This window comes from Pseudarthrobacter sp. R1 (assembly GCF_024494415.1).
In the GTDB taxonomy this organism is placed as follows: domain Bacteria; phylum Actinomycetota; class Actinomycetes; order Actinomycetales; family Micrococcaceae; genus Arthrobacter.
This window is the reverse complement of the sequence record NZ_JAMKFI010000007.1, coordinates 366,898-389,724: the sequence shown is the minus strand read 5'-3', so window position 1 is coordinate 389,724 and position 22,827 is coordinate 366,898. Positions and strand designations below refer to the sequence as shown.

At 66.0% G+C, this 22,827-nt stretch carries 20 protein-coding genes; 11 read left to right on the top strand and 9 right to left on the bottom strand.

Going from position 1 to position 22,827, the window contains the following annotated elements; all coding sequences use genetic code 11:
• The first annotated feature begins 16 nt into the window (after nucleotides 1-16).
• On the top strand, nucleotides 17-799 hold the full coding sequence (gene map / locus M8J71_RS09615; RefSeq protein ID WP_256247679.1) for a type I methionyl aminopeptidase: 783 nt from the start codon (nucleotides 17-19) through the stop codon (nucleotides 797-799).
• Between the two features lie 34 nt (nucleotides 800-833).
• On the opposite strand, the gene M8J71_RS09610 is transcribed toward map, so the two are convergent.
• Both M8J71_RS09610 and M8J71_RS09605 read right to left on the bottom strand, forming a co-directional pair.
• Nucleotides 834-2,840, bottom strand: coding sequence for a vWA domain-containing protein (locus tag M8J71_RS09610; RefSeq protein WP_256247678.1), 2,007 nt, complete (start codon nucleotides 2,838-2,840; stop codon nucleotides 834-836).
• Nucleotides 2,841-2,903: 63 nt separating this feature from the next.
• Nucleotides 2,904-4,292 carry a sigma 54-interacting transcriptional regulator gene (locus M8J71_RS09605; protein ID WP_256247677.1) on the bottom strand — a complete coding sequence of 463 codons (1,389 nt, stop codon included), beginning with the start codon at nucleotides 4,290-4,292 and terminating at the stop codon, nucleotides 2,904-2,906.
• Nucleotides 4,293-4,384: 92 nt separating this feature from the next.
• Between M8J71_RS09605 and M8J71_RS09600 the strand changes: the two genes are divergently transcribed.
• From M8J71_RS09600 to M8J71_RS09590, 3 genes are read left to right on the top strand one after another with little or no spacing between them, the layout of a single operon-like run.
• Entirely contained in the window at nucleotides 4,385-5,056 is a 672-nt protein-coding gene (locus M8J71_RS09600; RefSeq protein WP_256247676.1) for an MSMEG_4193 family putative phosphomutase, read from the top strand.
• A 45-nt stretch (nucleotides 5,057-5,101) separates the two neighbouring features.
• Nucleotides 5,102-5,803: an SCO1664 family protein gene (locus tag M8J71_RS09595; RefSeq protein WP_256247675.1), complete on the top strand. Its 702-nt coding sequence runs from the start codon at nucleotides 5,102-5,104 to the stop codon at nucleotides 5,801-5,803.
• Between the two features lie 47 nt (nucleotides 5,804-5,850).
• On the top strand, nucleotides 5,851-6,627 hold the full coding sequence (locus M8J71_RS09590; protein ID WP_256247674.1) for an MBL fold metallo-hydrolase: 777 nt from the start codon (nucleotides 5,851-5,853) through the stop codon (nucleotides 6,625-6,627).
• A gap of 25 nt (nucleotides 6,628-6,652) precedes the next feature.
• On the opposite strand, the gene M8J71_RS09585 is transcribed toward M8J71_RS09590, so the two are convergent.
• The 6 genes from M8J71_RS09585 to M8J71_RS09560 form a co-directional block, all read right to left on the bottom strand.
• Nucleotides 6,653-7,321, bottom strand: a complete 669-nt coding sequence (locus tag M8J71_RS09585; protein ID WP_256247673.1) for a cyclodeaminase/cyclohydrolase family protein — start codon at nucleotides 7,319-7,321, stop codon at nucleotides 6,653-6,655.
• Between the two features lie 95 nt (nucleotides 7,322-7,416).
• Nucleotides 7,417-8,355 carry a helix-turn-helix domain-containing protein gene (locus M8J71_RS09580; protein WP_256247672.1) on the bottom strand — a complete coding sequence of 313 codons (939 nt, stop codon included), beginning with the start codon at nucleotides 8,353-8,355 and terminating at the stop codon, nucleotides 7,417-7,419.
• The gene (locus tag M8J71_RS09575; RefSeq protein ID WP_256247671.1) at nucleotides 8,325-10,685 is read right to left on the bottom strand and encodes a beta-galactosidase; all 2,361 of its coding nucleotides are present in this window, start codon (nucleotides 10,683-10,685) and stop codon (nucleotides 8,325-8,327) included. Before M8J71_RS09575 ends, M8J71_RS09580 begins: the two co-directional genes overlap by 31 nt.
• 12 nt (nucleotides 10,686-10,697) lie before the next feature.
• Nucleotides 10,698-12,017 (bottom strand): cellulase-like family protein, encoded by a 1,320-nt coding sequence (locus tag M8J71_RS09570; RefSeq protein ID WP_256247670.1) that lies wholly within the window; start codon nucleotides 12,015-12,017, stop codon nucleotides 10,698-10,700.
• Nucleotides 12,014-15,316 (bottom strand): DUF5107 domain-containing protein, encoded by a 3,303-nt coding sequence (locus tag M8J71_RS09565; protein ID WP_256247877.1) that lies wholly within the window; start codon nucleotides 15,314-15,316, stop codon nucleotides 12,014-12,016. Before M8J71_RS09565 ends, M8J71_RS09570 begins: the two co-directional genes overlap by 4 nt.
• Nucleotides 15,317-15,418: 102 nt before the next feature.
• Nucleotides 15,419-16,051 (bottom strand): dihydrofolate reductase family protein, encoded by a 633-nt coding sequence (locus M8J71_RS09560; protein ID WP_256247669.1) that lies wholly within the window; start codon nucleotides 16,049-16,051, stop codon nucleotides 15,419-15,421.
• A gap of 75 nt (nucleotides 16,052-16,126) precedes the next feature.
• Here M8J71_RS09560 and M8J71_RS09555 point away from each other — a divergent pair, with 75 nt between their 5' ends.
• Both M8J71_RS09555 and M8J71_RS09550 read left to right on the top strand, forming a co-directional pair.
• Nucleotides 16,127-16,303: a hypothetical protein gene (locus M8J71_RS09555; RefSeq protein WP_256247668.1), complete on the top strand. Its 177-nt coding sequence runs from the start codon at nucleotides 16,127-16,129 to the stop codon at nucleotides 16,301-16,303.
• A gap of 54 nt (nucleotides 16,304-16,357) precedes the next feature.
• Complete coding sequence (locus M8J71_RS09550) at nucleotides 16,358-16,960, top strand: dihydrofolate reductase family protein (RefSeq protein WP_256247667.1); 603 nt, start codon at nucleotides 16,358-16,360, stop codon at nucleotides 16,958-16,960.
• Between the two features lie 40 nt (nucleotides 16,961-17,000).
• Here M8J71_RS09550 and M8J71_RS09545 read toward each other — a convergent pair whose 3' ends face one another.
• On the bottom strand, nucleotides 17,001-17,879 hold the full coding sequence (locus M8J71_RS09545) for an SMP-30/gluconolactonase/LRE family protein (protein WP_256247666.1): 879 nt from the start codon (nucleotides 17,877-17,879) through the stop codon (nucleotides 17,001-17,003).
• Between the two features lie 213 nt (nucleotides 17,880-18,092).
• On the opposite strand from M8J71_RS09545, the gene M8J71_RS09540 reads away from it, so the two are divergent.
• The 5 genes from M8J71_RS09540 to M8J71_RS09520 form a co-directional block, all read left to right on the top strand.
• On the top strand, nucleotides 18,093-19,343 hold the full coding sequence (locus M8J71_RS09540; RefSeq protein WP_256247665.1) for a cation:proton antiporter: 1,251 nt from the start codon (nucleotides 18,093-18,095) through the stop codon (nucleotides 19,341-19,343).
• 12 nt (nucleotides 19,344-19,355) lie between these two features.
• Complete coding sequence (locus M8J71_RS09535; protein WP_256247664.1) at nucleotides 19,356-20,816, top strand: extracellular solute-binding protein; 1,461 nt, start codon at nucleotides 19,356-19,358, stop codon at nucleotides 20,814-20,816.
• Nucleotides 20,813-21,742, top strand: a complete 930-nt coding sequence (locus tag M8J71_RS09530; RefSeq protein WP_256247663.1) for a carbohydrate ABC transporter permease — start codon at nucleotides 20,813-20,815, stop codon at nucleotides 21,740-21,742. The genes M8J71_RS09535 and M8J71_RS09530 overlap by 4 nt, the downstream gene beginning before the upstream one ends.
• Before the next feature lie 8 nt (nucleotides 21,743-21,750).
• Nucleotides 21,751-22,662 carry a carbohydrate ABC transporter permease gene (locus M8J71_RS09525; protein WP_256247662.1) on the top strand — a complete coding sequence of 304 codons (912 nt, stop codon included), beginning with the start codon at nucleotides 21,751-21,753 and terminating at the stop codon, nucleotides 22,660-22,662.
• Nucleotides 22,663-22,684: 22 nt separating this feature from the next.
• A partial coding sequence (locus tag M8J71_RS09520; RefSeq protein WP_256247876.1) for a hypothetical protein occupies nucleotides 22,685-22,827 on the top strand: 143 nt, incomplete at its 3' end.

The following is a 22,827-nucleotide window of genomic DNA, read 5'->3' as shown; positions in this document are numbered from 1 at the left end:
GTGGGAAAGGTGCCGCATGATTGAGATCCTGAACTCCGCCGAACTGGGCCGGGCAAAGGAGGCCGGTGCCCTGGTCGCCCACATTCTGCAGACGCTGAAGGCCCGCAGCACGGTGGGCACCAGCCTCCTGGACGTCGACCGGTGGGCAAAGGCCATGATCGTCGAGGCTGGAGCGCAGTCCTGCTACGTGGACTACGAACCGTCCTTCGGGCGCGGGCCATTCGGCCACTACATCTGCACCGCCGTCAACGATGCCGTGCTCCACGGACTGCCGCACGATTACACGCTGGCCGACGGCGACCTGCTGACGCTCGACCTCGCCGTCTCCAAAGGCGGCGTCGCTGCAGACTCAGCCATCAGTTTCATCGTTGGCGGCTCAAAGCCCCTGGAGAGCGTGGCGATGATCGATGCGACCGAACGCGCGCTGTATGCCGGCATAGCCGCCGCGGGCCCCGGTGCCCGCATCGGTGACATCTCCCACGCCATCGGCTCCGTCCTCAGCGAGGCAGGCTACCCGGTCAACACGCAGTTCGGCGGCCATGGGATCGGATCAACAATGCACCAGGACCCCCACGTGCCAAACACCGGACGGCCCGGCCGCGGATACACGCTGCGGCCCGGGCTGCTGCTGGCATTGGAGCCGTGGGTCATGGCGGACACCGCCGAACTCGTCACCGATCCCGACGGCTGGACGCTCCGGAGCGCAACAGGGTGCCGGACGGCCCACAGTGAGCACACGATCGCCATCACCGACGACGGTGCGGAAATCCTCACGTTGCCGGGGCAGGCCCTTTCCTGAAGCCGCCGTACAACAACATCCCCGGTCAGGATATTCAGGACGCCCAGTCGGCATCGCCGAAGGCACGCCCCCGGAAGTGCGCGCGCAGGTACTCCCCCACGACGGCGGCCCCGAGGCCCCCGACGTCGCGCGCGCCTCCCCTGTCGCTGACCCGCCGCACCATGCGCTGGACGAACCGCTCAAGACTGGGGTCATCGCCGAGCCGGAAAAACGTGGCCTGCACCCCGGCACGCCCCAGGCGATCGAGCTCTGCCACCGTGACGCGGATGGTTTCCGGGTCCGAAGGCCAGCAGAACCAGGGCTCGCCCTCCGGCAGCAGATGCGCGGTGGGTTCGCCGTCGGTCACCACAAGGAGGACAGGCTGCATGGACGGGTGCCGGCGGAAGAACCGCCCGGCGAGCAGCAGTCCGTGGTGCAGGTTGGTTCCCTGCTCCCGGCGGACCGGCAGTGCCGTCAGCTCGCCGATGTCCATCGCCTGCGCGTAGCGGCCGAACGTGATCAGCTCCAGCCGGTCCCCGCGGAACCGCGTGGAGACGAGGTGGTGCAGGGCCAGGGCGGTCCGCTTCATGGGCACCCACCGCCCCTCGGCGGCCATGGAGAACGACACATCAACGAGCAGGACGACGGCGGCCTGGGTGCGTGCCTCTGTTTCGCTGATTTCGATGTCTGCCGCGGTTAGGCGCAGTCCCCCGGCGGGGTTCCCGCCGTCGGCCGCGGTACGGCTGATCGCGTTGGTCAGGGTGCGCGTGACGTCCCAGGGCTCGGCGTCCCCGAACTCCCACTGGCGGCTGGAACCGGTCTGCTCCCCGGCGGCGCCGGCCACCCGCGTGTCCCGCCGCCCCTGCCGGCCTGACAGCTGCTTGGCGGCGTCCCGCAGCAGGGACTTGCCCAGCCTCCGCATGGCCTGCGGGGACAGCCGCAGGTCGCCGTCGGCTCCCCGCCGCAGGTAGCCGCCGTCCTGCATGGCCCGCTCCACCTCGGCGAGGGTGCGGGCGGTCACGGCGGCATTCTGGCCGAGCTGGCGGGCAAGGGCATCCAGATCCAGATCGCCGAGGTTTGATCCGTTGTAGGACTGGGACAGCTGTTCGGCCAGCCCGTCCAGCTCGGCGATGTCCTGGAGCACGCCGGTGCCGTCACCCAGGCCCAGGCCCTCCTGGCCCTCAAAGCGTTCGGATCCGGACCAGTCCTCGCCCGGGCGCAGGGCCCGCAGGCTGGAATCGAGCTGATCAAGCTGGGCCATCAGGTCCGGCGAGCCGAAAGCCTGGGCCGAGAGCCGCATGAGCTCGTCGCGCTGTTCGTCAGACATGGACTGCAGGAGCCGCTGCGCCGCGGCCGCACGCTTGGCGAGGGCATCAATCAGTTCCTCCACGGACTGGGGGTTCTCCGGAAAGAAACCGCCGTGCCTGGCCATGAAGTCCTGGAAGTCCGCATCGGTGTCTTCGCCGCGCCGGTGTTTGTCCAACAGCCCGTTGAGGTCCCGCAGCATGCTGTTCACCGCCGCCCGGTCCTCATCCGTGGCGTTCTCGAGTGCCTGCTTCATCCCGGCGAACCGCTGGTCCAGGACCTCACGGCCCAGCAGGTCCTTGATCTGCTCGTACGCCTCCCGGGCAGTGCTGGACTGCCAGTCATAGGAGGCCAGCTCGTTGACGGCTGCCGCCGTGGACTGGGGCAGGTTCTGCAGCTGCATCTCCCGGAAGGCCCGATCGGTGTTGTCCATCATGGCGTCCCGGGCAAGCTGCTTGCGTTCCTCCAGCACGGCCGTTTCGAGCAGCTTCCGGACCTCGTTGAGGGTGCCGTCCAGCCGGTGCCGGCCCAGGAGTTCACTGCGGCGCTGCTGGACACTCCGGGCGAGGTCATCGAGGCCTTCCCGGTTCCGGCCGCCGCGCCGCAGGAACTCCTGCAGGGCGTGCCGGGGCGAGTAGCCGGCCATGACGTCCTCGGCGACGGCGTCCAGTGCCTCCGCCAGGTCAACCGGCGGCGCGAGCGGGTCAGGCCCGCCCGTGTACCGGCCGTACCTGGCGGAGTGGTTGTGGATGCCCATGATGCCTCCGGTTCCTGTCCTCGCCGCCCTGCTGCCTTCGGCCTGCTGCTGGGCGTTCTCCTGCTAGCCGTAGATGGTTTCCTCGTCGTCGGACTCCTTCGAGATCCGCCGGGCGAGGTAGAGGCCTTCCAGTGCGAGTTCGATGGCAGCTGCACGCTGCCCTTCGTTCGTTGCGCCGAGCCGGCCGCTGATTTCGTCGTACAGGCCCGATCCGTTGAGGGACGGCAGGTTCTGCAGGAATTCCTGCGCCGTGACATGTTCTCCGGTGGTCACGGTCCTGTGGCCGTCGAGCGCAGCGACAAGCGGACCGAGGTCGATGCCTTGATAGTGCGCCCGCACTGCCTCGGCGGTGGCGGTGCGCAGGAGGTGGTCCAGGACCGCCTGCTCGCGGCCTTCTTCCCCCGACTCGAATTCGATCTTGCCGGTGAGGACGTCCACCGCTGTGCCAAGGTCCACGATCCGGGCCACGGCTTCCTCCTCGCCGCGGACACTGGCCCGGCGAAGCGCTGCTGCGGCCACTGTTTCCGCGCCGGCGATGGCGAACCGTGCGGACACCCCGGAGGTCTGGTTGATCGCCGGGGACTGCCGGAGCGCGCGGGTGTAACGGGCCAGGATCTCAAGGATGACGGGCGGGACATCGGCCACCAGCTGCCCCTCCTGCCGGATCACCGCCACTTCGTCGGCCAGCTCTATCGGGTAGTGGGTCCGGATCTCGGCGCCGAACCGGTCCTTCAGCGGCGTGATGATCCTGCCGCGGTTGGTGTAATCCTCCGGGTTGGCCGATGCCACGACCAGCACGTCCAGCGGCAGCCGCAGCACATAGCCGCGGATCTGGATATCGCGCTCCTCCATCACGTTCAGCATCGACACCTGGATCCGCTCGGCAAGGTCCGGCAGTTCGTTGATGGCGATAATGCCGCGGTTGGAGCGCGGGACCAGGCCGTAGTGGATGGTTTCCGGATCCCCAAGGCGGCGCCCCTCGGCCACCCGCATCGGATCGACGTCGCCGATAAGATCGGCAACGGAGGTGTCCGGCGTGGCGAGCTTCTCTACATACCGTTCCGACCGGTGGCGCCATGCCACGCGCATCCGGTCGCCTTCGGTGAGGGCGCGGGCGCGGGAGTGCTCCGTGATCGGCTCGTACGGGTGTTCGTTGAGTTCCGAGTCCTCGATCACCGGTGACCATTCGTCCAGCAGCCCGGCCAGTGTGCGGAGGAGCCGGGTCTTGCCCTGCCCCCGTTCGCCGAGCAGCACCACATCGTGGCCTGCTATCAAGGCGCGCTCGAGCTGGGGAAGGACGGTCCTGCTGAAGCCGTACAGCCCGGGCCACGGATCGCGGCCGGCGGCGAGCGCGGCGAGCAGGTTGTCACGGATCTCGTGGCGCAGGTCCTTCTGGACGTGCCCGGCCGCACGCAGTTCGCCAACGGTGAAGATATCGGGTCGATCAGTCACCACTCCACGGTAGTCCCCTCCTGTGCTGTGAATCGAGGGATTTCTGCAAACATCTGCGTTCCGCAGCCGTTTCCGGGCATACCCTGATACGGATGATCGCAGCAACGCCCACCACGCCGCCGCCACCGCCAGCGGGACCGGAGCGCACCCTCCTCCTCCTGGTGCGCCATGGGGAGACACCCACCACCGGAAAGGTCCTGCCGGGACGGGCGCCGGGGCTCTACCTGTCCGAGCGGGGCCGGGTGCAGGCCGAACGCGTGGCCGAACGCCTCGACGGGCTTCCGGTGGACGCCATCTATTCCTCGCCTTTGGAGCGGGCCCGGGAAACTGCAGAGCCCGCCGCAGTGCGCTCCGCATTGGAGGTGAACGAAGAGCCCGGGCTGCTCGAATGCGACTTCGGCGACTGGACAGGGGCCGCGCTCGCAGAACTCGCCGCTTTGCCCCAGTGGCAGGCCGTCCAGCAGAGTCCATCAACGTTCCGCTTCCCCAACGGGGAAAGCTTCACCGAGATGCAGGCGCGGATGGTCGCGGCACTCGAGGTGCTGCGCACCGCCCACCCCGGAGGCGCCGTCGTATGTTTCTCCCACGCAGACCCGATCAAGGCCGCCGTTGCCGACGCCCTGGGCACCCCCCTTGACCTTTTCCAGCGCATCGTGATCAGCCCCGGCTCGGTGTCCGTCATCTCCCATGTCGAAGGCCAGGCGCCCGCGGTGCTCATGGTGAATTCAACGTCCGAGCCCCTGAGCGGACTGAGGGCGCAGTGAAACGCGGCGGGCATAGCTGGGACAGTCGATGAACAGGAACAGCCGGTGCCGGGGCGGGAACTGACGCTGCTCACCGAAGGCCGGGTGGAACTGCTGGCACGCATCCCGCGGAGCAGCAACGCCACGTTCCTTGTGCGGGTTTCCTCCGGGGACGACTCCGCCCATGCTGTCTACAAGCCGGAGGCCGGAGAACGGCCGTTGTCCGATTTTGAGCCCGGGCTGTACCGGCGCGAGCGCGCTGCGTACCTGCTGAGCGATTACCTGCAATGGGGGCTCGTGCCGCCAACAGTGATCCGGGACGACTCTCCCTTGGGAATTGGGTCGCTGCAATGGTTCGTGCCCTGCGACTACCGGGACCACTACTTCACCCTGTACGAGGAATCGCCGGAAACCCACGACGCCCTTTTCCGTATCGCCCTGTTCGATTTCATCAGCAACAACACGGACCGCAAAAGCGGACACATTTTGCGCGGACATGACGGGCGGGTATGGGGCATCGACCATGGGCTGTGTTTCTCCGCCGGCTTCAAGCTGCGCACCGTCATCTGGGATTTCGCGGGCGAACCCATTCCTGCCTCGTTGCTGCAGGACATCAGCCCGCTCGTGGAACGCGTCCCGCCCGGCGTCGCGCAGCTTCTGGACGACGCCGAAGCGGCCGCCCTGCAGCGGCGCGCGCAGCGTGTGCTGCGGGATTGCGTGCTGCCGCTGGACCCCACCGGAATGCGTTACCCCTGGCCCCTTGTGTAGGTGACGGACGCAGCTCTATGAACGGGAGCGGCCGCTACGATGGGCCAGTGCGTTCCACAACCTCCGGCTGGCATCCTTCCTCCCGCGTTTCCGAGCAGGCGCCTGGTGTCTTCCTCGTTGCGGGACCAGCCTCGAACTGGACCGTGGTCCGCGACAGGTCGGGTTTTATGCTCATCGACAGCGGCTACCCCGCCGACTGCCCCCTGGTGCTGGAATCCATCAGGCACCTGGGACTGCAGCCGGCGGATGCCCGGGCCGTGCTCATCACGCACGGCCACGTCGACCACACCGGTGCTGCTGCCCACTTCTCCGGCACGTACGGCACCCCCATCCTTTGCTCGCCGGAGGAGTTGGCCCACGTCCAGGGCAAGGAAAAGCACCAGGTCACGTTCGGCCAGGTCCTCGTCCGTGCGTGGCGCCCCCGGGTTTTCCGGTGGATGGTCCACGTCGTCAAAGCCGGAGCGCTCACTGCCCGGCCGGCAACGCGGGCCCGGGCGTGGGACGCTGCGACGCTGCGACGCCTGCCCGGCCGTCCGGAAGCCATCCTGATACCGGGGCACACGCCCGGGAACGCCGCGGTCCTCCTTCCAACGGCAGGAGCAATCGCGGTCGGAGATTCCTTTGCCTCAAGCCATCCGCTGACCCGAAAGACAGGGCCGCAGATGCTCCATCGCATGTACCACTCGGACCCGGACGCCGCCCTGGAAGCCATCCGACGGTTGGACGGCGTCCATGCCTCGGTGGTGCTTCCCGGCCACGGCCCTGCGTTGCGCATGCCTTTGGCCGAAGCCCTGGCGGCGCTTCGCCGGGGCGAAACCGGTTAGTCCTCTCTGACTCTGCGTGCCGGAGCTATTCCAAGGCGTCAGTGTCAGTTGGGGCGGCGCGGTGATCCACTCCGGCTGTCAGCTCGTCGATGCGGTCGAGTGCCGTGTTCAGCTGTTGGACAGTCGCCCAGAGACTGGGATGTTCCGCACGGATCTGTTCAAGCGAGGCGCCAGCCGATCGCAGCGTTGCGAGGTCAAAACTGACGTTCGTGCGCGCCCCGGCCACCGCTGCCCGGAGGGCACCGAAAGCGACAACCACATCGGCGATCAGCGCAGGGTTTCCATGGGAACAGAGCCAGCCCAGGTCTTCGATGGCATCCATCGCCCGTTCGCCCAGCAGGGCCGAAGCCTTCGCGGCGTTAACCGACGCCGCGTGAATGGCGTCATCACGCTCCCGCCCAGGTGCCAGCCGGAACGCCGCGCCGAACGCTTCGGAGGCGGCAGCGTCGTCGTCGGCCAGTCGAAGGGCGGTCTCACGGAGCGATCGCGCACGTGCGTGGATGTCGGCGAGCTCCCCGCCCCTGCCGTCGCGTGGCTTGGTGTAGCCCGCCACCATGGACACCAGGGATGCGGCGATGGCAAGCATGACCCCCGTCCCTGCCCCTCCGCCCGGCGAACCCTTGGACTCTGCCAACGCCTGCGTCCATTCCTCAACCGTCGAGCCCTGGGTTGTCACCGCTTCAGAATCAGCCATGGCACCTATTGTGCCCTTGGCAGGCGGACGGTGGCACACGGCAAGGGCTGGCGAACCAGCACCATCAAGAAGTTGGTGTGGCGCCGCGGGAGGTCTCAGCCCTTCCGTTCCGCCCGGTATCCACTGGGGCTTACCCCGTGCATCCGGCGGAACTGGCGGGAGAAGTAGAACTGGTCGAAGAGGCCAATTTCGCGTCCCACCTGGGCGACCGTCAGCTCCGTCGTATCCAGCAGAAGCCTCGCCCGGGCCATCTTCAGGGCAGTGTGGTGAGCCAGCACTCCCCCACCAGTAGCTTCCCTAAACAGCTTGCTCAGCTGCGACGACGAGACACCCACCACTGCAGCCAAGTCGGGCAACCGGATGCTGCCGTCAACCCGCTCCTCCAAAAATTTCATGGCCTGCTGGAGGGGCGTCCCCTGCTCAGGGAGGCGGCGCTCTACAGCGAGGGTTGCGAGGAGTTTCCAGGCCATTCCTGCCGTGGCAACCAGGCGGGCCGGCGACTGGTCCTGTTCCAGGGCGGAAATGATTTCGTCCAACATGGCCGTCAGCCGGTCCACGGCTACCAGCGGGATGATGGGCCGGTCCGGACGCACGCCGGATTCCTCAACAAGTTCGGCAGCATCAGAGCCGAACACGTGGCACCACCAGATGGTCCATGGGTCCTCGCTGGAGGCACCGTAGGCATGGGCCTCCCCCGTACCGCCTGGAAGAACGACGGCGGTCGACTTGCCGACGTCGAACCGGGAACCGGCGGTTTCCACCCACCCCTTCCCCGCGACGCAAAGAAGGACGATCGTTTCCTCGGCGCCCGAGGGACGGTGCCGCCCATGAGCCTCTGCGACGGGAAAGACGCCCGCATCGGTGACCATGAGGCGCCGTGTAACGGGACGGGTGAGCGCGTCCCGGACCAGCGGCCGCGGGACCACCACGAGCCGCTGGTTCTGGAAGCCCGTTGCCCGTTCCACCTGCGCTCCCTCCGTTGAAAGGCTCAGTGTATGCCGGGTCAGGATGACTGTTCCGTCCAGCCCGTCCACACAAGCAGCTCCACCCTGTCCAAGGCGGCCAGGTCGCCGTCGACCGCGTCACGCCTGCGCTGGGCCTCCAGCGGCACCCCCACGTTCGCCTCCTTCGGGAGGGGAAGGATCTGGAGCAGGACCTCAGACCCGGGGCGGATGCCGGCATCGTGCGCTTGGAGGACCCAAGGCGAACCGTCCCAGAAGCGGTCGGCAACCACGCGCCCGTCAACAAGGAGCCGGGCAACGTCCCCGGCCCACATGATCTCCAGCTCAGAGTGTCCCTCGCCATCAAAGGACGCCGCCGCCGTCGTCAGGTCAAGCCGGTACACCTCGGCCAGTTCCTCGATGGCTCCCCCCGTGGGTGCGGCAGCCCGGCCGGCGAGTGAACCGAAGGAAGCAGGAACGGGCCCGGCGGCCCGGACCAGCTCGGCTGGTAGGGTCAGCCGCGCCCGTTCAGGTACCAGCGCTGTCACCTGAACGTCGTGGAACTGACAGGTCGCAGTGGAAAAACGCCGGGCGGAAGGTGATCCCTGCGACCTGCCGGCCAGGAGTCCGTCGGCACCTACCCAGAGCGGGTCCGCTGACAGAACCAGTTCACGGCCGCGCGGGGTATCGAGGACCCAAGCCTGCTCAGCCAGCTCAGCCGGCAGGACGAGGATGGCCAGGGAGCCTTCAGTGGACTTCACCGTGAGGGCGGCCGGCTGCGTGGCGTCAATCGCGTAGGTGTTGCCGCCCAGGGCAGAAACGGGGCCCTCAAGCTCCGTTCCTTCCGGCAGGCAAACCTGGGGCTCGATTCCGGCTTCGGCAGCGAGGACCAGGGCCGGTGAGGATTCCGGCCCCAAAAGGGTCAGCGCCGATGCCGTTGCCCAGCGCAGCCGGACCCCTGCAATCTCGAGGTTCACGGGCCAGGCGGCGATCGTTCCTGCGGGAATCGCCAACGGCTTGCCGGGAAAGGTTACCGTGTCCTCCCCCAGCGACAGGCTGAACTGCGCCGACGGGTAATCCTGCAGTGGAAGGTGGGGTTGGTGCCAGGTGATGAACACAAACCCGGACTGCCCGTCGCTGCGCAGAGCCCAGCGAAGCGTCGCCGAGTCCTCGACGCCGGCAGGTACCTGGTCCGGGAGGGTGGACGGCATGGGGGCGAGACGGTCGCCGAATGCGGACAGGAAAGCGTGCTGCCTGCGCAGGAGGCCGAAGCTGGGTGCCAGCCGGCCGGACGCACCGATGGGCGCGTGGAAGTCGTAGTCGAACACCGGAAGATCGTTGGGGTAGCCCGTTGCCTGCGACTCCTGCAGGCCGCCTGAAGGATTCATTCCGCCTGTGAACATGTAATAGCCCTGCCAGCCGGAGCCGCTGCCGATCTTGTTGTTGGCCACGGCGGCCACGTCCTTGCCCTTGGGCCATGGCCGGCGCTGGTAGGCCGTGGCCATGCCTCCCGTCAGCTCGCAGGTGGCCGGCGGGTAGAGGGAGGACGGGGACCGCGGCGGTGCGGCGTCACTGCCCGAGAAGTGCCCGCGGAGGTCGGCACCGATGCCGGGGTCGTCCCACTCGTGGCTGAAGAAGTAGTGCTGCCGGAACGTCGGGTCCCAAGGGGCGTCGGCGTCCACCCAGAAGCCGTCACCGTAGCCGCCGAAGACCGGCAGGACGTCGGCCTCGGGGATGTCGGCCCCACCCCAGGCAGTGGCTGTCCAGATGGGGGCACTGAGACCCGCGGCCCGGGTGAGCCTCTTGAGCTCGGCGATGTGCCCGGGCTGGTCGTAAAGTTCGTTTTCCAGCTGAATGCCGACGACGTTGCTGTCCGCCCCGGTCAGGCCCCCCAACTCCCCGCCGAGGCGGTTGAACCAGCGTTCCACCATCGCCAGGTAGGCGGGGTCATTCGTGCGGTGTTCGACGGCGGCCGCCTGCACCCAGTCGGGAAAGCCGCCATTGCGGACCTCGCCATGGCACCAAGGCCCCAAGCGCAGGACTACATCCACGCCGAGTGAGACGCACGCCCGGACGAAGGCGGCAACGTCCAGGTTGCCATCGAAGCGCACCTCCCCCTCGATCTGTTCGTGATGGATCCAGAAGACGTAGCAGGCCACCACGGTGATGCCGCCGGCCTTCATCAGCCGCAGCCGCTCCTCCCACCTTGCCCGGGGAAGCCGGCTGAAGTGGATTTCTCCTGACACGGGCACCGCCGGCCGGCCCGCGCACTCAATGTAACGGCTGGTGAGCCGCCATCTGCTGTGCGGGTCCTCGGTGTTGCTCATGGGCGGGAGCTGCAGGGCCAGTTCGTGGGGCCGGTGGGTGACCATCAAAAGCCCGTGGATTCCCTGTGATTCGAGGGTGCTGTGTTCAAGGCGCATGTGTGGATTCTTTCAGCTCCCGGGAGCGGTGAGGATGAGGGTGTTCATGCGGCGTTGCCAGGCCTCATCGGCCCAGAGGGGATGATGGGGTGCAGCGTTGGAGCACAGGACCATGCCCCAGATTCCGTGGTTCAACGCCGCGCGGATACCTCTCTCTGCAAGGTCGCGCCCGATGGGGCCTTCCTCGAACGTGCCGTGCAGCGGGGTGTAGCCGATCCAGCCTTCGCCCACCACGGCGGGGACGTTCTTCCAGCGGGCCCATGCTGCGATCGCGATGACCCGCGACTCGATTTCCCGGCGCATCACTTCCCGGTAAATCCCGTACTCGTTGCAGAGCCAGGTGTCCCAGGCATCCGGATCGATCCAGTCGTAGCCGTAGAACATCTGGTCGGTTACCACGGTGGCGCGGTACTTCCACTCTGCCAGGCGCCCGTACTCTTCGACTGTGGGGGCATCGGGGCGGAGCAGCGCACGCAGCGCCGGGTTGGGAAAGTCGGCCGTGCCTTCGGAACGGATGTCGATCTGCTGCTGCAGCGCGTCCAGCACGCCGTAACTGTAGACGTGGAACTGCGCGGCGCCTGGCCCGTCAGGGACGGTGTGCATGGCCAGGTGCGGCGGTTTGCCGTAGCTGGCGGTAACCAGCAGGTCGGGGTGGAGCTCCCGGAGCCGGTGCAGTTGCCCGCTGCCGCCATCGGCAAGCGCGGGCAGGATGGAGAAGTCCACCTCGTTGTGCAGTTCCACCATGGCGATCCGCTCCCGGTGCCCGGCATCGGTGAGGGCATTGATGAGCCGGTCCCAGGCGTCAGCGAGGACGCGGTACCTGTCGTTTAGCGGCACGGCGTCTATGGCCTCGAACCATTGCGGGGACCGGGCGAAGACCGTGGACTGCTGGTACTCCCAGCTGGCCAGGATGACAACGAGTCCATGCCGGGCGGCGGCGTCGAACAGCTCCAGGAGCCGCTCCTTCATGTTGAGGCGGTAACCGCCGGGAGCGCCATACCAGCGGGTGCCCCTGCCGTAGATTCCGCCGTCCGGTGCTTTCCCGAGCCCTTCAATGTCCAGGTCCCGGGCCAGGCCCTCAAGACCTAAGCCACCAAAGAGCAGCAGCGGTGCGGCGCAGATCCTGATGGTGTTGTACCCAAGCTCTGCCGCCTTCGCACAGGCAGCGTCCAGATCCGGGTATGGGCCGCCGTCCTCGGCACGGGTGTACCAGGAAAAGTCCCAGAGGGTAATGGTCAGGCGGGATGGAAGGTGCGACGGCGGCGCTCCCGTCAGGGATGCAGTGCTGGCGTCGAGCGTTCCGGAGCCGAGGTACCTCAGTTCTTCGCTCACAGCTTGGCCGTCTCTTTCTCATGGTCCCGTCCCAGGGCGGCGAGTTCCCGCAGTGACTTCGCCATCTCAACTCGGGATGAAGCGGTGACAGTATCGAACAACAGCAGTTCGGGAAGGGAGGTGGCGAAGTAGTCCGGAACCGAGGGGACGGATTCCAGCTCGTCGGCCCGGGCCTCCAGGTTCTGCCATACCCTTTCCGCTTCCGCGGGCCTGCCGAGCCGGCAGTGGGCGATCCCCCGCCAGTAGTCTTCGCAGCTGGTGGGCTTGGGGTCCACGGCGAGCGCATTGCCTTCCTGGCACGCCTGCTTCCACGCGTCCACTGCCTCATTGGCGTGCCCGGCGAGTTCGAGGGCATCCCCCAGCGCCACCAGTCGCTCGGCCATGCTGTCCGCCGGGTGCCGTCCCTCGCCCAGGTTGGCGGGAGCATCCACGCCCGCGCGCAGCAAGGCGATGGCCGCCGTCGGGTCCTGCTCCGTGAGGGTGGTTGCGTGTGCGACGGCAGCACGGTCGTAGGCTGCGAGGGCCATTCCTTCACCGCCTTCAAAAGGCTGGAAGGTCCGTGCGGACATCATGTCCAGGGCTTCCTCGGCGCGGCCCGCGTCGGTCAGGAGATTGACGTAGAGCACCGCCAGGTCATCGCGCTCAAGAACAACCGGGTCGTGGCGTTCAATGGCAGCGATGCGGTCTTCGACAGAAGCTCCTCGCAGGCTGGCCAGGATTGCCCGTTCAAACACAAGCCTCGGATCATCCGGGCTCAGTTCCAGTGCATGCTCCAAGTACTGGTCCGCAGCTGCGGGATCTCCTCCGGTGTTGACCCTGGCGATGGCTGCGTTGCGCCAGACCACAGGGTCTGTTGAGCCGAGCAGCAGGGACTTTTCGAGATAGGCCAAGGCATCAGTGGTGCGGCCCGCGTCCAGCAGCCAGCACCCCAGCAGTCCGTGTGCCACCTTGTCCCTCGGGTCAGCCTCGATGGCCCGTTGAAGCGCGTCGTAGTCGTCAAGCCCATATGGAAAGGCATAGGCGGTGTTACTGCGCCTGGCAGCGGAACGTTCTGCAGAGGCCGCGTCCGGGTCCAGCAGTTCCTCAAGCCAGCCGGCCCGCAGGTAGCGGCGAAGGGGTTCGGGATTGCCGAAGACTTTATTGGCGTCGGCGGCTGCGGGGTTTTCGGTGAGGTTAAGCGCGAGCTGCCACTGACCGGCCCTCGCGAGCCAGCAGGCCACTGTCAGTGCTGTCTTCGGGTCCGCAGCGTCCAGGGAACCGTCCAGCGCCAGTGCCACAGGGTCCAGTGGATCCGCCGCGAGGATATCCCGCAGGAGCCGGGCGCTTTCCTCCCGCCGCCCGGCTTTGTTCAGGGCCAGGTACAGGAGGTGCTTCGCCTCGGGGCAGGCCGGGTCCAGCGCCAGTGCAGCATCGGCGTGCCGATGTGCCTCGGCTGGTTGTCCTGACTGGAGGGCCAGGCGCGCCAGCGCCAGGTGCGCCGGCTGCGCCCACGCCTTGTCCCACGCTGCCTTGCCGAACCTCTCCCGGGCTTCCTCCAACCGGCCCGTGCGCTCCAGGACCAGGCCGAGGCGGTAGCTTGCCTCCCCGCTGGGCGGATTCAGGTTGCGGCGGGTGAGCCTGCCCAGGGCGTTCTCCAGCATTTTCCGGGCCCGGGCGTAATCTCCGATTTTGTACGCCGCGGCTCCCACCGCAATTGACGCGCGCGAATCCAGCGGATCCCGGCGCAGCATCTCCTCGAAGTACGGCAGCGGCGAACGTGTGGGGTGCCGGTTCTGCGTCAAATGGGTTCCGGTGACAAAAAGCTCGTCCATGCTTGCCATGCCGGCGGCGGGTTCGGGTTCAGTGGCAACCCACGGCTCCTCACGGCATTCCTGCGGTTCCCTCGGAGTCCAGAGAATTAGTTCCCGGTCCCCGTCCAGGACGACCTGCAGCGTGAGGTGGGATTCATCTGCCGGTTCGGGCAGCTCAAAGGCTTCGGTGAAGGGATGGGCCGGCGAGATCCGGGCAGCCCATTCCCGCACTGTTGCGTCCCGGTGCTTGAGAACAACCTTTGCATCCTCCCGATCCGCCGTACTGGAAACGCCCACAGTGACCGTGCGCCCCGTACTGTCCAGCTGAAGCGACACGGCGACCTCGAGGTTCGCCTGGTGCGCCGGGCCCATCTGCCGGATGGGGTACCAAAACTCACTGAAGGTGCGGGTCTCCCCGGGAGCCAGGTAGCTGAAGTCCGGCTGGTTGTCCGTAAAGACGCCGGACATCAGCTCGACGTACGGCCCGTCGTCGTCGGTTAAGTGCGCGTCCCAAGCCTTGCCCGCAGGGCCGTTCCCCCACGTCCACTGCTTTTTGCCGGGGGAAATGCTGCGGTCAGCCCAGTGGACAAACCCGGCACCGGCTTGATGATCGTAGCCGCCAAAAAAGCTGTCTTTCGTGTCGGTGATCATGTACGAGGTGGGGACCGGGACGTTGGCGTAGAAATCGATGCGGTCCGCGCCCTGATGCCCGCCCTCTCCAGCCAACGCCGGGTAGTCCACCCCGTAGTAGGGCCGATCAGCCTCCGGGAAGGCGGTGATGGCGCGACGGGCATGGTCGGCAACGAAGTTGACGTCGGTGGGAAAGAATGACTGGTACTTTTCATGGGCGCGGGCTGCAACGTTTGCCCACCACAGGAAGGTCTGTGGTTCATCAGTCCGGTTGTACAGCCGCGCTTCGACCTCAATCAGGGAACTGCCCGGGCGAAGGCGCACTCCATGGGAGCCCCGCATGCGTTGCAGGGGGTCCAGGTCGCTGTGCCACACGGTAACCTTGCCGTCGCCGCTCCTGTCCACGGAGGTTTCCACGGGCAGGAACGTCGCGGGGCGGTGGTGCTGGGGCCAGTTGAACTCCACGCCGCCGGAAATCCACGGGCCCGCCAGCCCCACCAGGCCGGGTTTGATCACGTTGTTCCGGTAGAAGAAGTCATACCCGGCCGTCTTGTCGAACCCAATGTGGATGCGGCCCCCAATCTCCGGAAGCAGCATCAGTCGTACAAACTCGTTCTCCAGGTGAATGGCCTGCCAAAGACGGGGTTCCTTCGTCGCCGCGATGCTGTCGATGAAAGGCATCGGGTACACCTTGCCGCTGGAACCCTGGTACACGCGCCGGTCCAGGAACAGCGGGTAGCGGTCCGGTTGCCCGGGAGCGTACGTGTCAATTGACACTGGTTCGGACCAGCAGGCAACGCCACCTGTCTCCAGAACGGCCTGCTGATCCGGCGGCGCGTCGGGCAGGACTATGTGGCTCTTGTGTTCGTTTGCATCCATCACGGTGCAAGCCTATGAAGTTCCCTGGCCTGTTCCCATGGCATAAGCGCGCGAGCATATGGACGATCTTCTACGCGGCAGGGCTCACTCTTCTGCCTTGCTTCAGGCCGGACTAACGCCAGGCGGACCGCTGAGTACTCTGGGGACGTACTCGAGCAACTGGAGCCGGCCGTCGAACGTCCTGCTCTCCACCATCTCCAGCGAAACGTCAGGATAGCCGTCGTAGATCCGCTCCTGCCCGGTGCGGCCTGTGATCACCGGGAACACGACCAGCCGGAACCTGTCCACGAGGCCGGCCGCCAGCAGCGACCTGCACAGGCTGACGCTGCCGAGAGTGCTCAACGGCCCGGTCCCGGTCCGCTTCATCTCCTTCACAGCCTCAACGGCGTCCCCGGTCACCAGTTCGGAGTTCGGCCACGTCAGCGGCGCCTGCAGGGTGGACGAGAAGATCACCTTCGGCACGGCGGCAAGGCCGGTGAGGCTGGCTCCCTCTTCCTCGGAAAACTCCGAGCCTTCCGCCGCGGCCTCCTCAGACATGCTGGACATCAGCCGATAGGTGTTCGCCCCCATCAGCAGGGTGTAGTCCTTCTTCCCTTCCTGCTCGAGCCAGGCCAGGTATTCCGGCCCCTCCAGGCCCCACCAGCCCGGCCATCCCTCGGCCGAGGCGTACCCGTCCAGGGAAATGATGAAATCAACCATCAGTTTTGATGGCGCCTCGGAAGGTGTCTCACCCATGACCGTCTCCTTTGATGGCAGGTGCGGGCAATGCTATCCCCGCCGCGATCAGGCCTTCAAGGGCCCGCGGGATGGATGGGAAAGGGTGGCCCGGTTATCCCCTGGAAGGCAATCGAATCCACCCGACCGCCTCGCTGGCTGGGAGTCCGCCTGGTCGAAGCGCGCGGCGCCCAACTTCCCGACGTGATCCTGCCTGCCGCCCGCTCAGGCACGGCGGACGCAGGCCTTCCCGCCGCCGTCGAACGCCCTTAGCATGGCCGTTATCGAACCACGCTCTGAACATCCCTCCCACCACAGAAGGAAGTCATGAACAGCGTCACCTGCGATCTCACCGTATCCCTTGACGGCTTCCTCGCCGGCCCCCATCAAAGTCCCTCCAACCCGTTAGGTGAGGGCGGCGAGGACCTGCACCGGTGGCAGTTCGAAGAACCCGAGGCCAACGCAGGAGCGCTTAAGGGCATTCTCTCCGCGGGCGCGTACATCATGGGCCGCAACATGTTCGCCGGTCCTTGGGCGGGCCCGTGGGATGAGGGCTGGCGCGGCTGGTGGGGTGAAGAGCCGCCGTACCACGCCCCCGTTTTTGTGCTCACGCATCATCCGCGCCCTCCCGTGCGGATGCAGGGCGGCACAACATTCCATTTCGTGAACAACGGGATCGAGTCGGCACTGGCCCAGGCGCGGGAGGCTGCGGCCGGAAAGGACGTGGCCATCGCCGGGGGCGCAGAAACTGCCCGGCAATTCCTCTCCGCCGGGCTGATCAACGAGCTCCGGCTGCACATCGCGCCGCTTATCCTGGGCGCGGGCGAGAGGCTGCTGGACGGCGTCGGAAACCTCAGCCTTGAACCGACGGAAGTAAGCGGTACGCGCCTGGTGACCCATGTGCGCTACCGGCTGGTGCCCAGCGCCTAGGTGGAAACGACGGGCGCCGCTGCGGCAGTGGTCCTCGCGCTCAAGAATTGCGCGCGGCAGCATCCCGGGTGGTAGTGCGGATCCGGTACAGACTCGTGGTTGCGGTGATGTAGAGGTCTTGGCCGTCCGGACCTCCGAAGCACACGTTTGATACTTTTTCGGGCACCGGGATGGCACCCAGGAGATCGAAGGACGGCGAATAGATTCGTACGGTGTGGCTGGCTGATGTCCAGATCCTGCCTTGGGCATCCACACGCAAACCGTCAGCGGCATAGCCTTCTTCAAGCTCGAGGAGGGTTCCGTTGCGGTGGCAGGTGCCATCGAGCACGTCGTAGGCAACGATTCTCAACGGCACGCCGTGAGCCGGACCGGCTGTGTCCGTAACGTATAGGACCGACTCGTCCGGTGAAAACGCCAACCCATTCGGATACACGAGGTCCGTGATCACGGCAGTGACGATGCCCGAAGCGGGCTCGAATTGGAAAACGTAGCAGCCGCCGTACTCCTGCGCTCCCTCGTGCCCTTCCTTGGTGCCCGGAAGGATCCCGTACGGCGGGTCCGTGAACCAGATGCTTGAGTCGCGTGCAATCACGACGTCGTTGGGTGAGTTCAGCCGGCGCCCCTGGAAGGAATCAACCAGTCCCGACACCGCTCCCCCGCGGTCACGCTCAACCCGGCGGCGCCCGTGGCTGCACTGCACCACAGCTCCGTCGGCGTCGAGGGTTCGGCCATTGGTGAATTCGACCCCGAGTCCGTACTCACGGGTCTTCCCCATGGCGGGGTTGAACTCGAGAATGCGGTTGTTCGGGATGTCGCTCCAGCGCACCGTCTGCGACGACGGCACCCATAAGGGACCCTCCGCCCATACCGAGCCAGTGAACAGGCACTCCAACCCGCCACTCGTCAGCTCAGCACTCATCCGGCCCCCTTTCGCAAGCAGTTTTCCTGGCGTTGCACTGCAGAACGTCCGCCAGTGGCAATTCTTCCGGGTACGCGCATTACGGGAAACGATAGCGCGACGGGACCTCTTGGCCTACCACCACAAGGTGGCGCTGCCCAGCGCACCGAACACCGCGCGCCGAACACCGGGACGAAAGCTGTTCTGGCGCCGTCGCTGAGGCTGGCGGTAGCTTTGGATTACTTTTCCTTTGAAGCAGCCGAGGTACCGGAGGTACCGCTGATGCAGGGCTTGTCCACGTCATTGGTTTTGATCGCTCTGCTGGCTGTTGTAGCGCCCCTTGCGGCCCGCTTCCTTGACCGGGCGGTCAAGGTGCCCATCGTGGTGTTCGAGATCGTCCTGGGAATCGTACTCGGCCCCAGCATTCTGGGGTGGATCCAACCCACCGAGTTCGTGGACACGTTGGCCCAGTTCGGGCTGGCCATGCTTTTCTTCGTTGCCGGCAATGAGGTCGATTTCGCAGCCATTCGCGGCCGGCCCATCACCCGCGCCTCCGCTGGCTGGGTCATCTCCCTGGCGGCCGGCATCGGCGCTGGCTTTGTGCTGGGCCCGACGCCGGCTGCCGCAGTGATCATCGGCGTCGCTTTATGCTCCACAGCTCTGGGCGCGCTGTTGCCCATCCTTCGCGACGCCGGCACATCGAAGTCGCCAATGGGTATCGCTGTTACAGCGCTTGGTGCCGCCGGGGAGTTTGGACCCCTGGTGGCGATCTCGCTGTTCTTCAGCGGCAGGGAATTGGGTCCTGCGACGGCTGTCCTTCTCGGGTTTGTTCTCCTGACCGGGCTGGCGATTCATCTCGCCTCACGGGCACGCCACTCCCTCTTCCACTCCCAGGTCACGAGGACCCTTCACACCAGCGGGCAGTTCGCCGTCCGGTCCATCATGTTCATCCTCACCGTGCTTGTTGTGCTCAGCATGGTTCTGGGCCTCGATATGCTGCTGGGCGCCTTCGCCGCCGGTGTCCTCTGGAAGGTCGCCATCGCACGCGCTCCGGAGCAGGACCGGCACGTCATCGAGGCGAAAGTCGACGCCATCGCGTTCGGATTCCTGGTGCCGGTCTTCTTTATCGACACCGGCATCGACTTCGACCTGAGCGCGCTTACCGCCAGCCCGGCCGCGCTGGCACTGGTCCCCCTGTTCCTGCTCCTCCTGCTCGTCATCCGCGGGCTGCCGTCGTTGCTCGCCGCGCCGGCCAGATCCAGCTGGGCCGATAAACGGGCCATCATTCTGTTTGGGGCCACGGGCTTGCCGATCATCGTGGCGGTGACAGCCATCGGCCGGAACGAAGGGCTCATCTCCAGCGCAATCTCGTCAGCACTTGTCGGAGCAGGAATGCTCTCGGTACTCCTGTTTCCGCTGCTCGCACTCCGGCAGCTTCAACGGGAACCTTCAGGAACCGCCGCACGGCACCAGGACACGTGTTAGGAGGAGCCGACAATGACGTCTGAGAAGACACCGGGGCAACCAACCCCCTCAGCTGTGCCGCGGCCCGGCAGCGGAATTGCACAACTCACGCGGCGTTCCATGCTCGGCCTTACGGGACTCGCCGTGGCGGGAGCTACGGTAGGAGCCTGGCCGCGACTGACCGGGACTGACATTCCCGGCCGTGCCAGTAAGGCCTTGAACATCGCCATCCTTGGGACCTCAGCGGACGCCGCGGCCCGCCAGGGCCTGGTTCAGGCCTTTAACGCCGCCCACCCTGACATTCCGGTCCAGGTGCAGGCCATCCAGGGCGCGGACTGGAAAGACTTCTTTTCCAAAATCCTCACCATGGTGGCCGCCGGAACACCTCCGGACGTCGTCTACGTGGCCACCGAGGGCGCCCAGCTGTTCGCCGACAAGCTTGCCGAGCCGCTTGATGGTTATGTCCGCCGGGACGCAGCCGACATGAGCCATTACTTCGATGACGTTCATCCGAGCCTGCTGGAAGCCTTCATGTACCAGGGAAGCCTGTACCAGCTCCCGCTGGACTGGAACGCGGCGAACATGTACTTGAACACCACCACCTTTGCCCAGGCCGGCCTTGACCGGCCGAAGGACGACTGGACGCAGGATGACTTCAGTGCAACCCTCCGCGCCCTGCGGAAAGCCCGCCCGGCCGACTTCACACCTTACTACTGGACCAACAGGCTTTTCGGCGGAGTAGTGCCGTGGCTGTACGCCAACGACACCAGCTTCCTGACCGAGAGCAAGGCTTCAGGCGGGGACTGGCTGTGGGACGGTTTTTATCCCACGGACCCTGCCCGGGCGACGCGCGGAGGCGGCTATCAGTGGCTCGCTCCCAACGCCGAGGACGGGAGAGTGATCGAGACCTTCGACTACCTGCGCGAACTCGCGGCCGAAGGGCTGGGCGTGCGTCCTGAATCCGGGGGTGGAAACGCCCTGGTCGGCCTGTTCGGCAACAACCGCATCGGCACCACGCCGGCAGGCGGCTACTGGGCGCAGGGCCTCCACGACGCCGGAATGACCGCCGACCAGTTCGATGTTCAGTTCTTCCCCCGCTGGCGGACACAGCGGCATCAGTTCGGTGCTGCCGGCTACGCGATCATGCGCACAGCCAAGGACAAGGACGCAGCCTGGGAATGGGTCAAGTTCTGCTCCAGCCGCGAAGCGATGCAGCTGGCCATGCCCAAACCAAACACCACCCCCACCCGCCGTTCCATGGTGAACGAGTCCTTTTACGCCGCCACCGGGCCCCGGCATTGGAAAGTCTTCTACGACACCCTCGACAGGTTCCCCACGTCCGGCCCGATCCCCGCGCCGCCGCAGCAGGCCGCCGTCGAAACTGCCCTGATGAAAAACGTTTCCACTGCTGTCAGCGGCAGCTCCGCCGGCGTACGGACAGCGATGGGCACCCTGCAGCGCGACCTCGAACTGGCCCTCAGGAGGAACTCATGACCACCACGTCCACGGCCGCACGCCAAGCCGTCAAGCCGCCGGCCGCGCGGAAATCATTTGTCGAACGGTGGCTGGCGATGATTTTCCTTGCCCCCACCCTGCTGGGTATGGCCTTGTTCACCTTCCTGCCGATCGTCGGCTCGTTGATCCTGGCCTTCTTCCGCTGGGACATCATTTCAGCACCCCAGTTCGTCGGTTTCGCCAATTTCGCCTCCCTGGCACAGGACCCCACCGTCCGCGTGTCGTTCCTTAACACCATCGTGTTGGTCGTCGTTGCCGTCATCCTTGAACTCGGCATCGCACTCAGCCTGGCTTCCATGCTCCAGGCCAGGATGCCGTCCTGGCTCAGGGTGTTCCTGCGTTCCACCTTCTTTTTCCCCCTGGTGCTGTCCGCCGCGTCGGTGTCCATCTTCATGCGGTACATGTTCAATGAGCAGTTCGGCGTGGTGAACTGGCTCCTGTCACTCGTCGGCATTCCCGCAGTGCCCTGGCTGACCAGTCCCACGGCCTCCGCCGCCGTCGTCGTCCTGGTCTATGTCTGGCAAAACTTCGGATTCTCCTTCCTGCTCTTCCTCGGCGCCCTGACCAACGTCCCCAAGGAACTGCACGAGGCAGCAAACCTGGACGGTGCCACAGGCTGGAAGCAGTTCAGCAACGTCACCCTTCCGCTGATCAGCCCCACGGTCCTCGTCGCCTCTGTCATGGCCATCATCAGTGCACTGCAGGTCTTCGACCAGCCCTACGTCCTGACCAACGGAGGTCCGGGGGATTCAACCCGCACCGCAGTCATGGTGATCTTTGAATCCGCGTTCCAACAACTGGAATTCGGCGAAGCCTCGGCCATCGGCCTGGTACTGACCGTGCTGATCCTTGCCGTCACCGCCCTGCAATTCCGCCTTAGCCGCCGCTTCGTCTTCTACCAGTGAGGCCCCTCATGTCCAGCCAGACCCTGCACACCGGGACCGGCGAGCATTCCGGTTCCACCACCGGCACGCCAACCACCCACAAGCCCTACCGCAGCCGCCGCCTGCCCGCGGCAGGAACTGTCGGCAGGTATGTGGCGTTGGCGGTGGCTGCTGCGTTAACCCTCGGCCCTGTCCTGTGGACCCTTTCCACCTCGCTGCGGACGCCGTCGGAATCCTTCAACCTGCCGCCGTCCTTCCTGCCCATCAACCCGGACATCACCGCGTACCAGGAGGTGTTCAGGCAGATCAACGTCGGCCTCCTGGTCCTGAACAGCGCCCTGGTGACCGGGCTGATCGCGCTTGGCCAGATGGCTTCCGCCACGCTGGCCGGTTACGCTTTCGCCCGCCTGGATTTCCGTGGCAAGAAGGCCATCTTCTCGTTGGTGCTGGCCACAATGATGGTTCCGGCGCAGGTCACCATCGTCCCGGTGTTCATGCTCATCCGCGGGATGGGTCTCTCAGATACCCTGCTCGCCTTGATCCTGCCGGCCATTCCCACCGCCTTCGGCACGTTCCTGATGCGCCAATACTTCCTGGGCCTTCCCAATGATTTTGCGGAGGCCGCCGCCCTGGATGGTGCCGGACCGTGGCGGATCTTCCGTTCCGTTTATGCACCGTTGGCGGTTCCGGGTATGGCCATCGTCGGGATCCTCGCCTTCAACTTCCACTGGAACGAGTTCTTCCGGCCACTGATCCTCACAATCAGCGAACAGAACTTCACGCTTCCCCTCGGGCTGGTCACACTCCAGGGCAACCTCGGCACCGGGAGCATATCCGTGGTTCTCGCCGGCGTGATCCTGTCCATGCTGCCCGCCCTGGTCGTCTTTATCTTCGGCCAACGCACCCTCCGCGAAGGCCTCACGGCCGGCGCGAGCAAATAAAACAGACTGTCAAAGGAACTTCATGGATACGCTCACCTCGACCGCCACGACAGCCGAGACCTTCCGGCCGGCCCTGCATTATGCCGCCCGGAACACCTGGCTCAATGACCCCAACGGCCTGATTTTCCATGACGGCGTCTACCACCTCTACTACCAGAACAACCC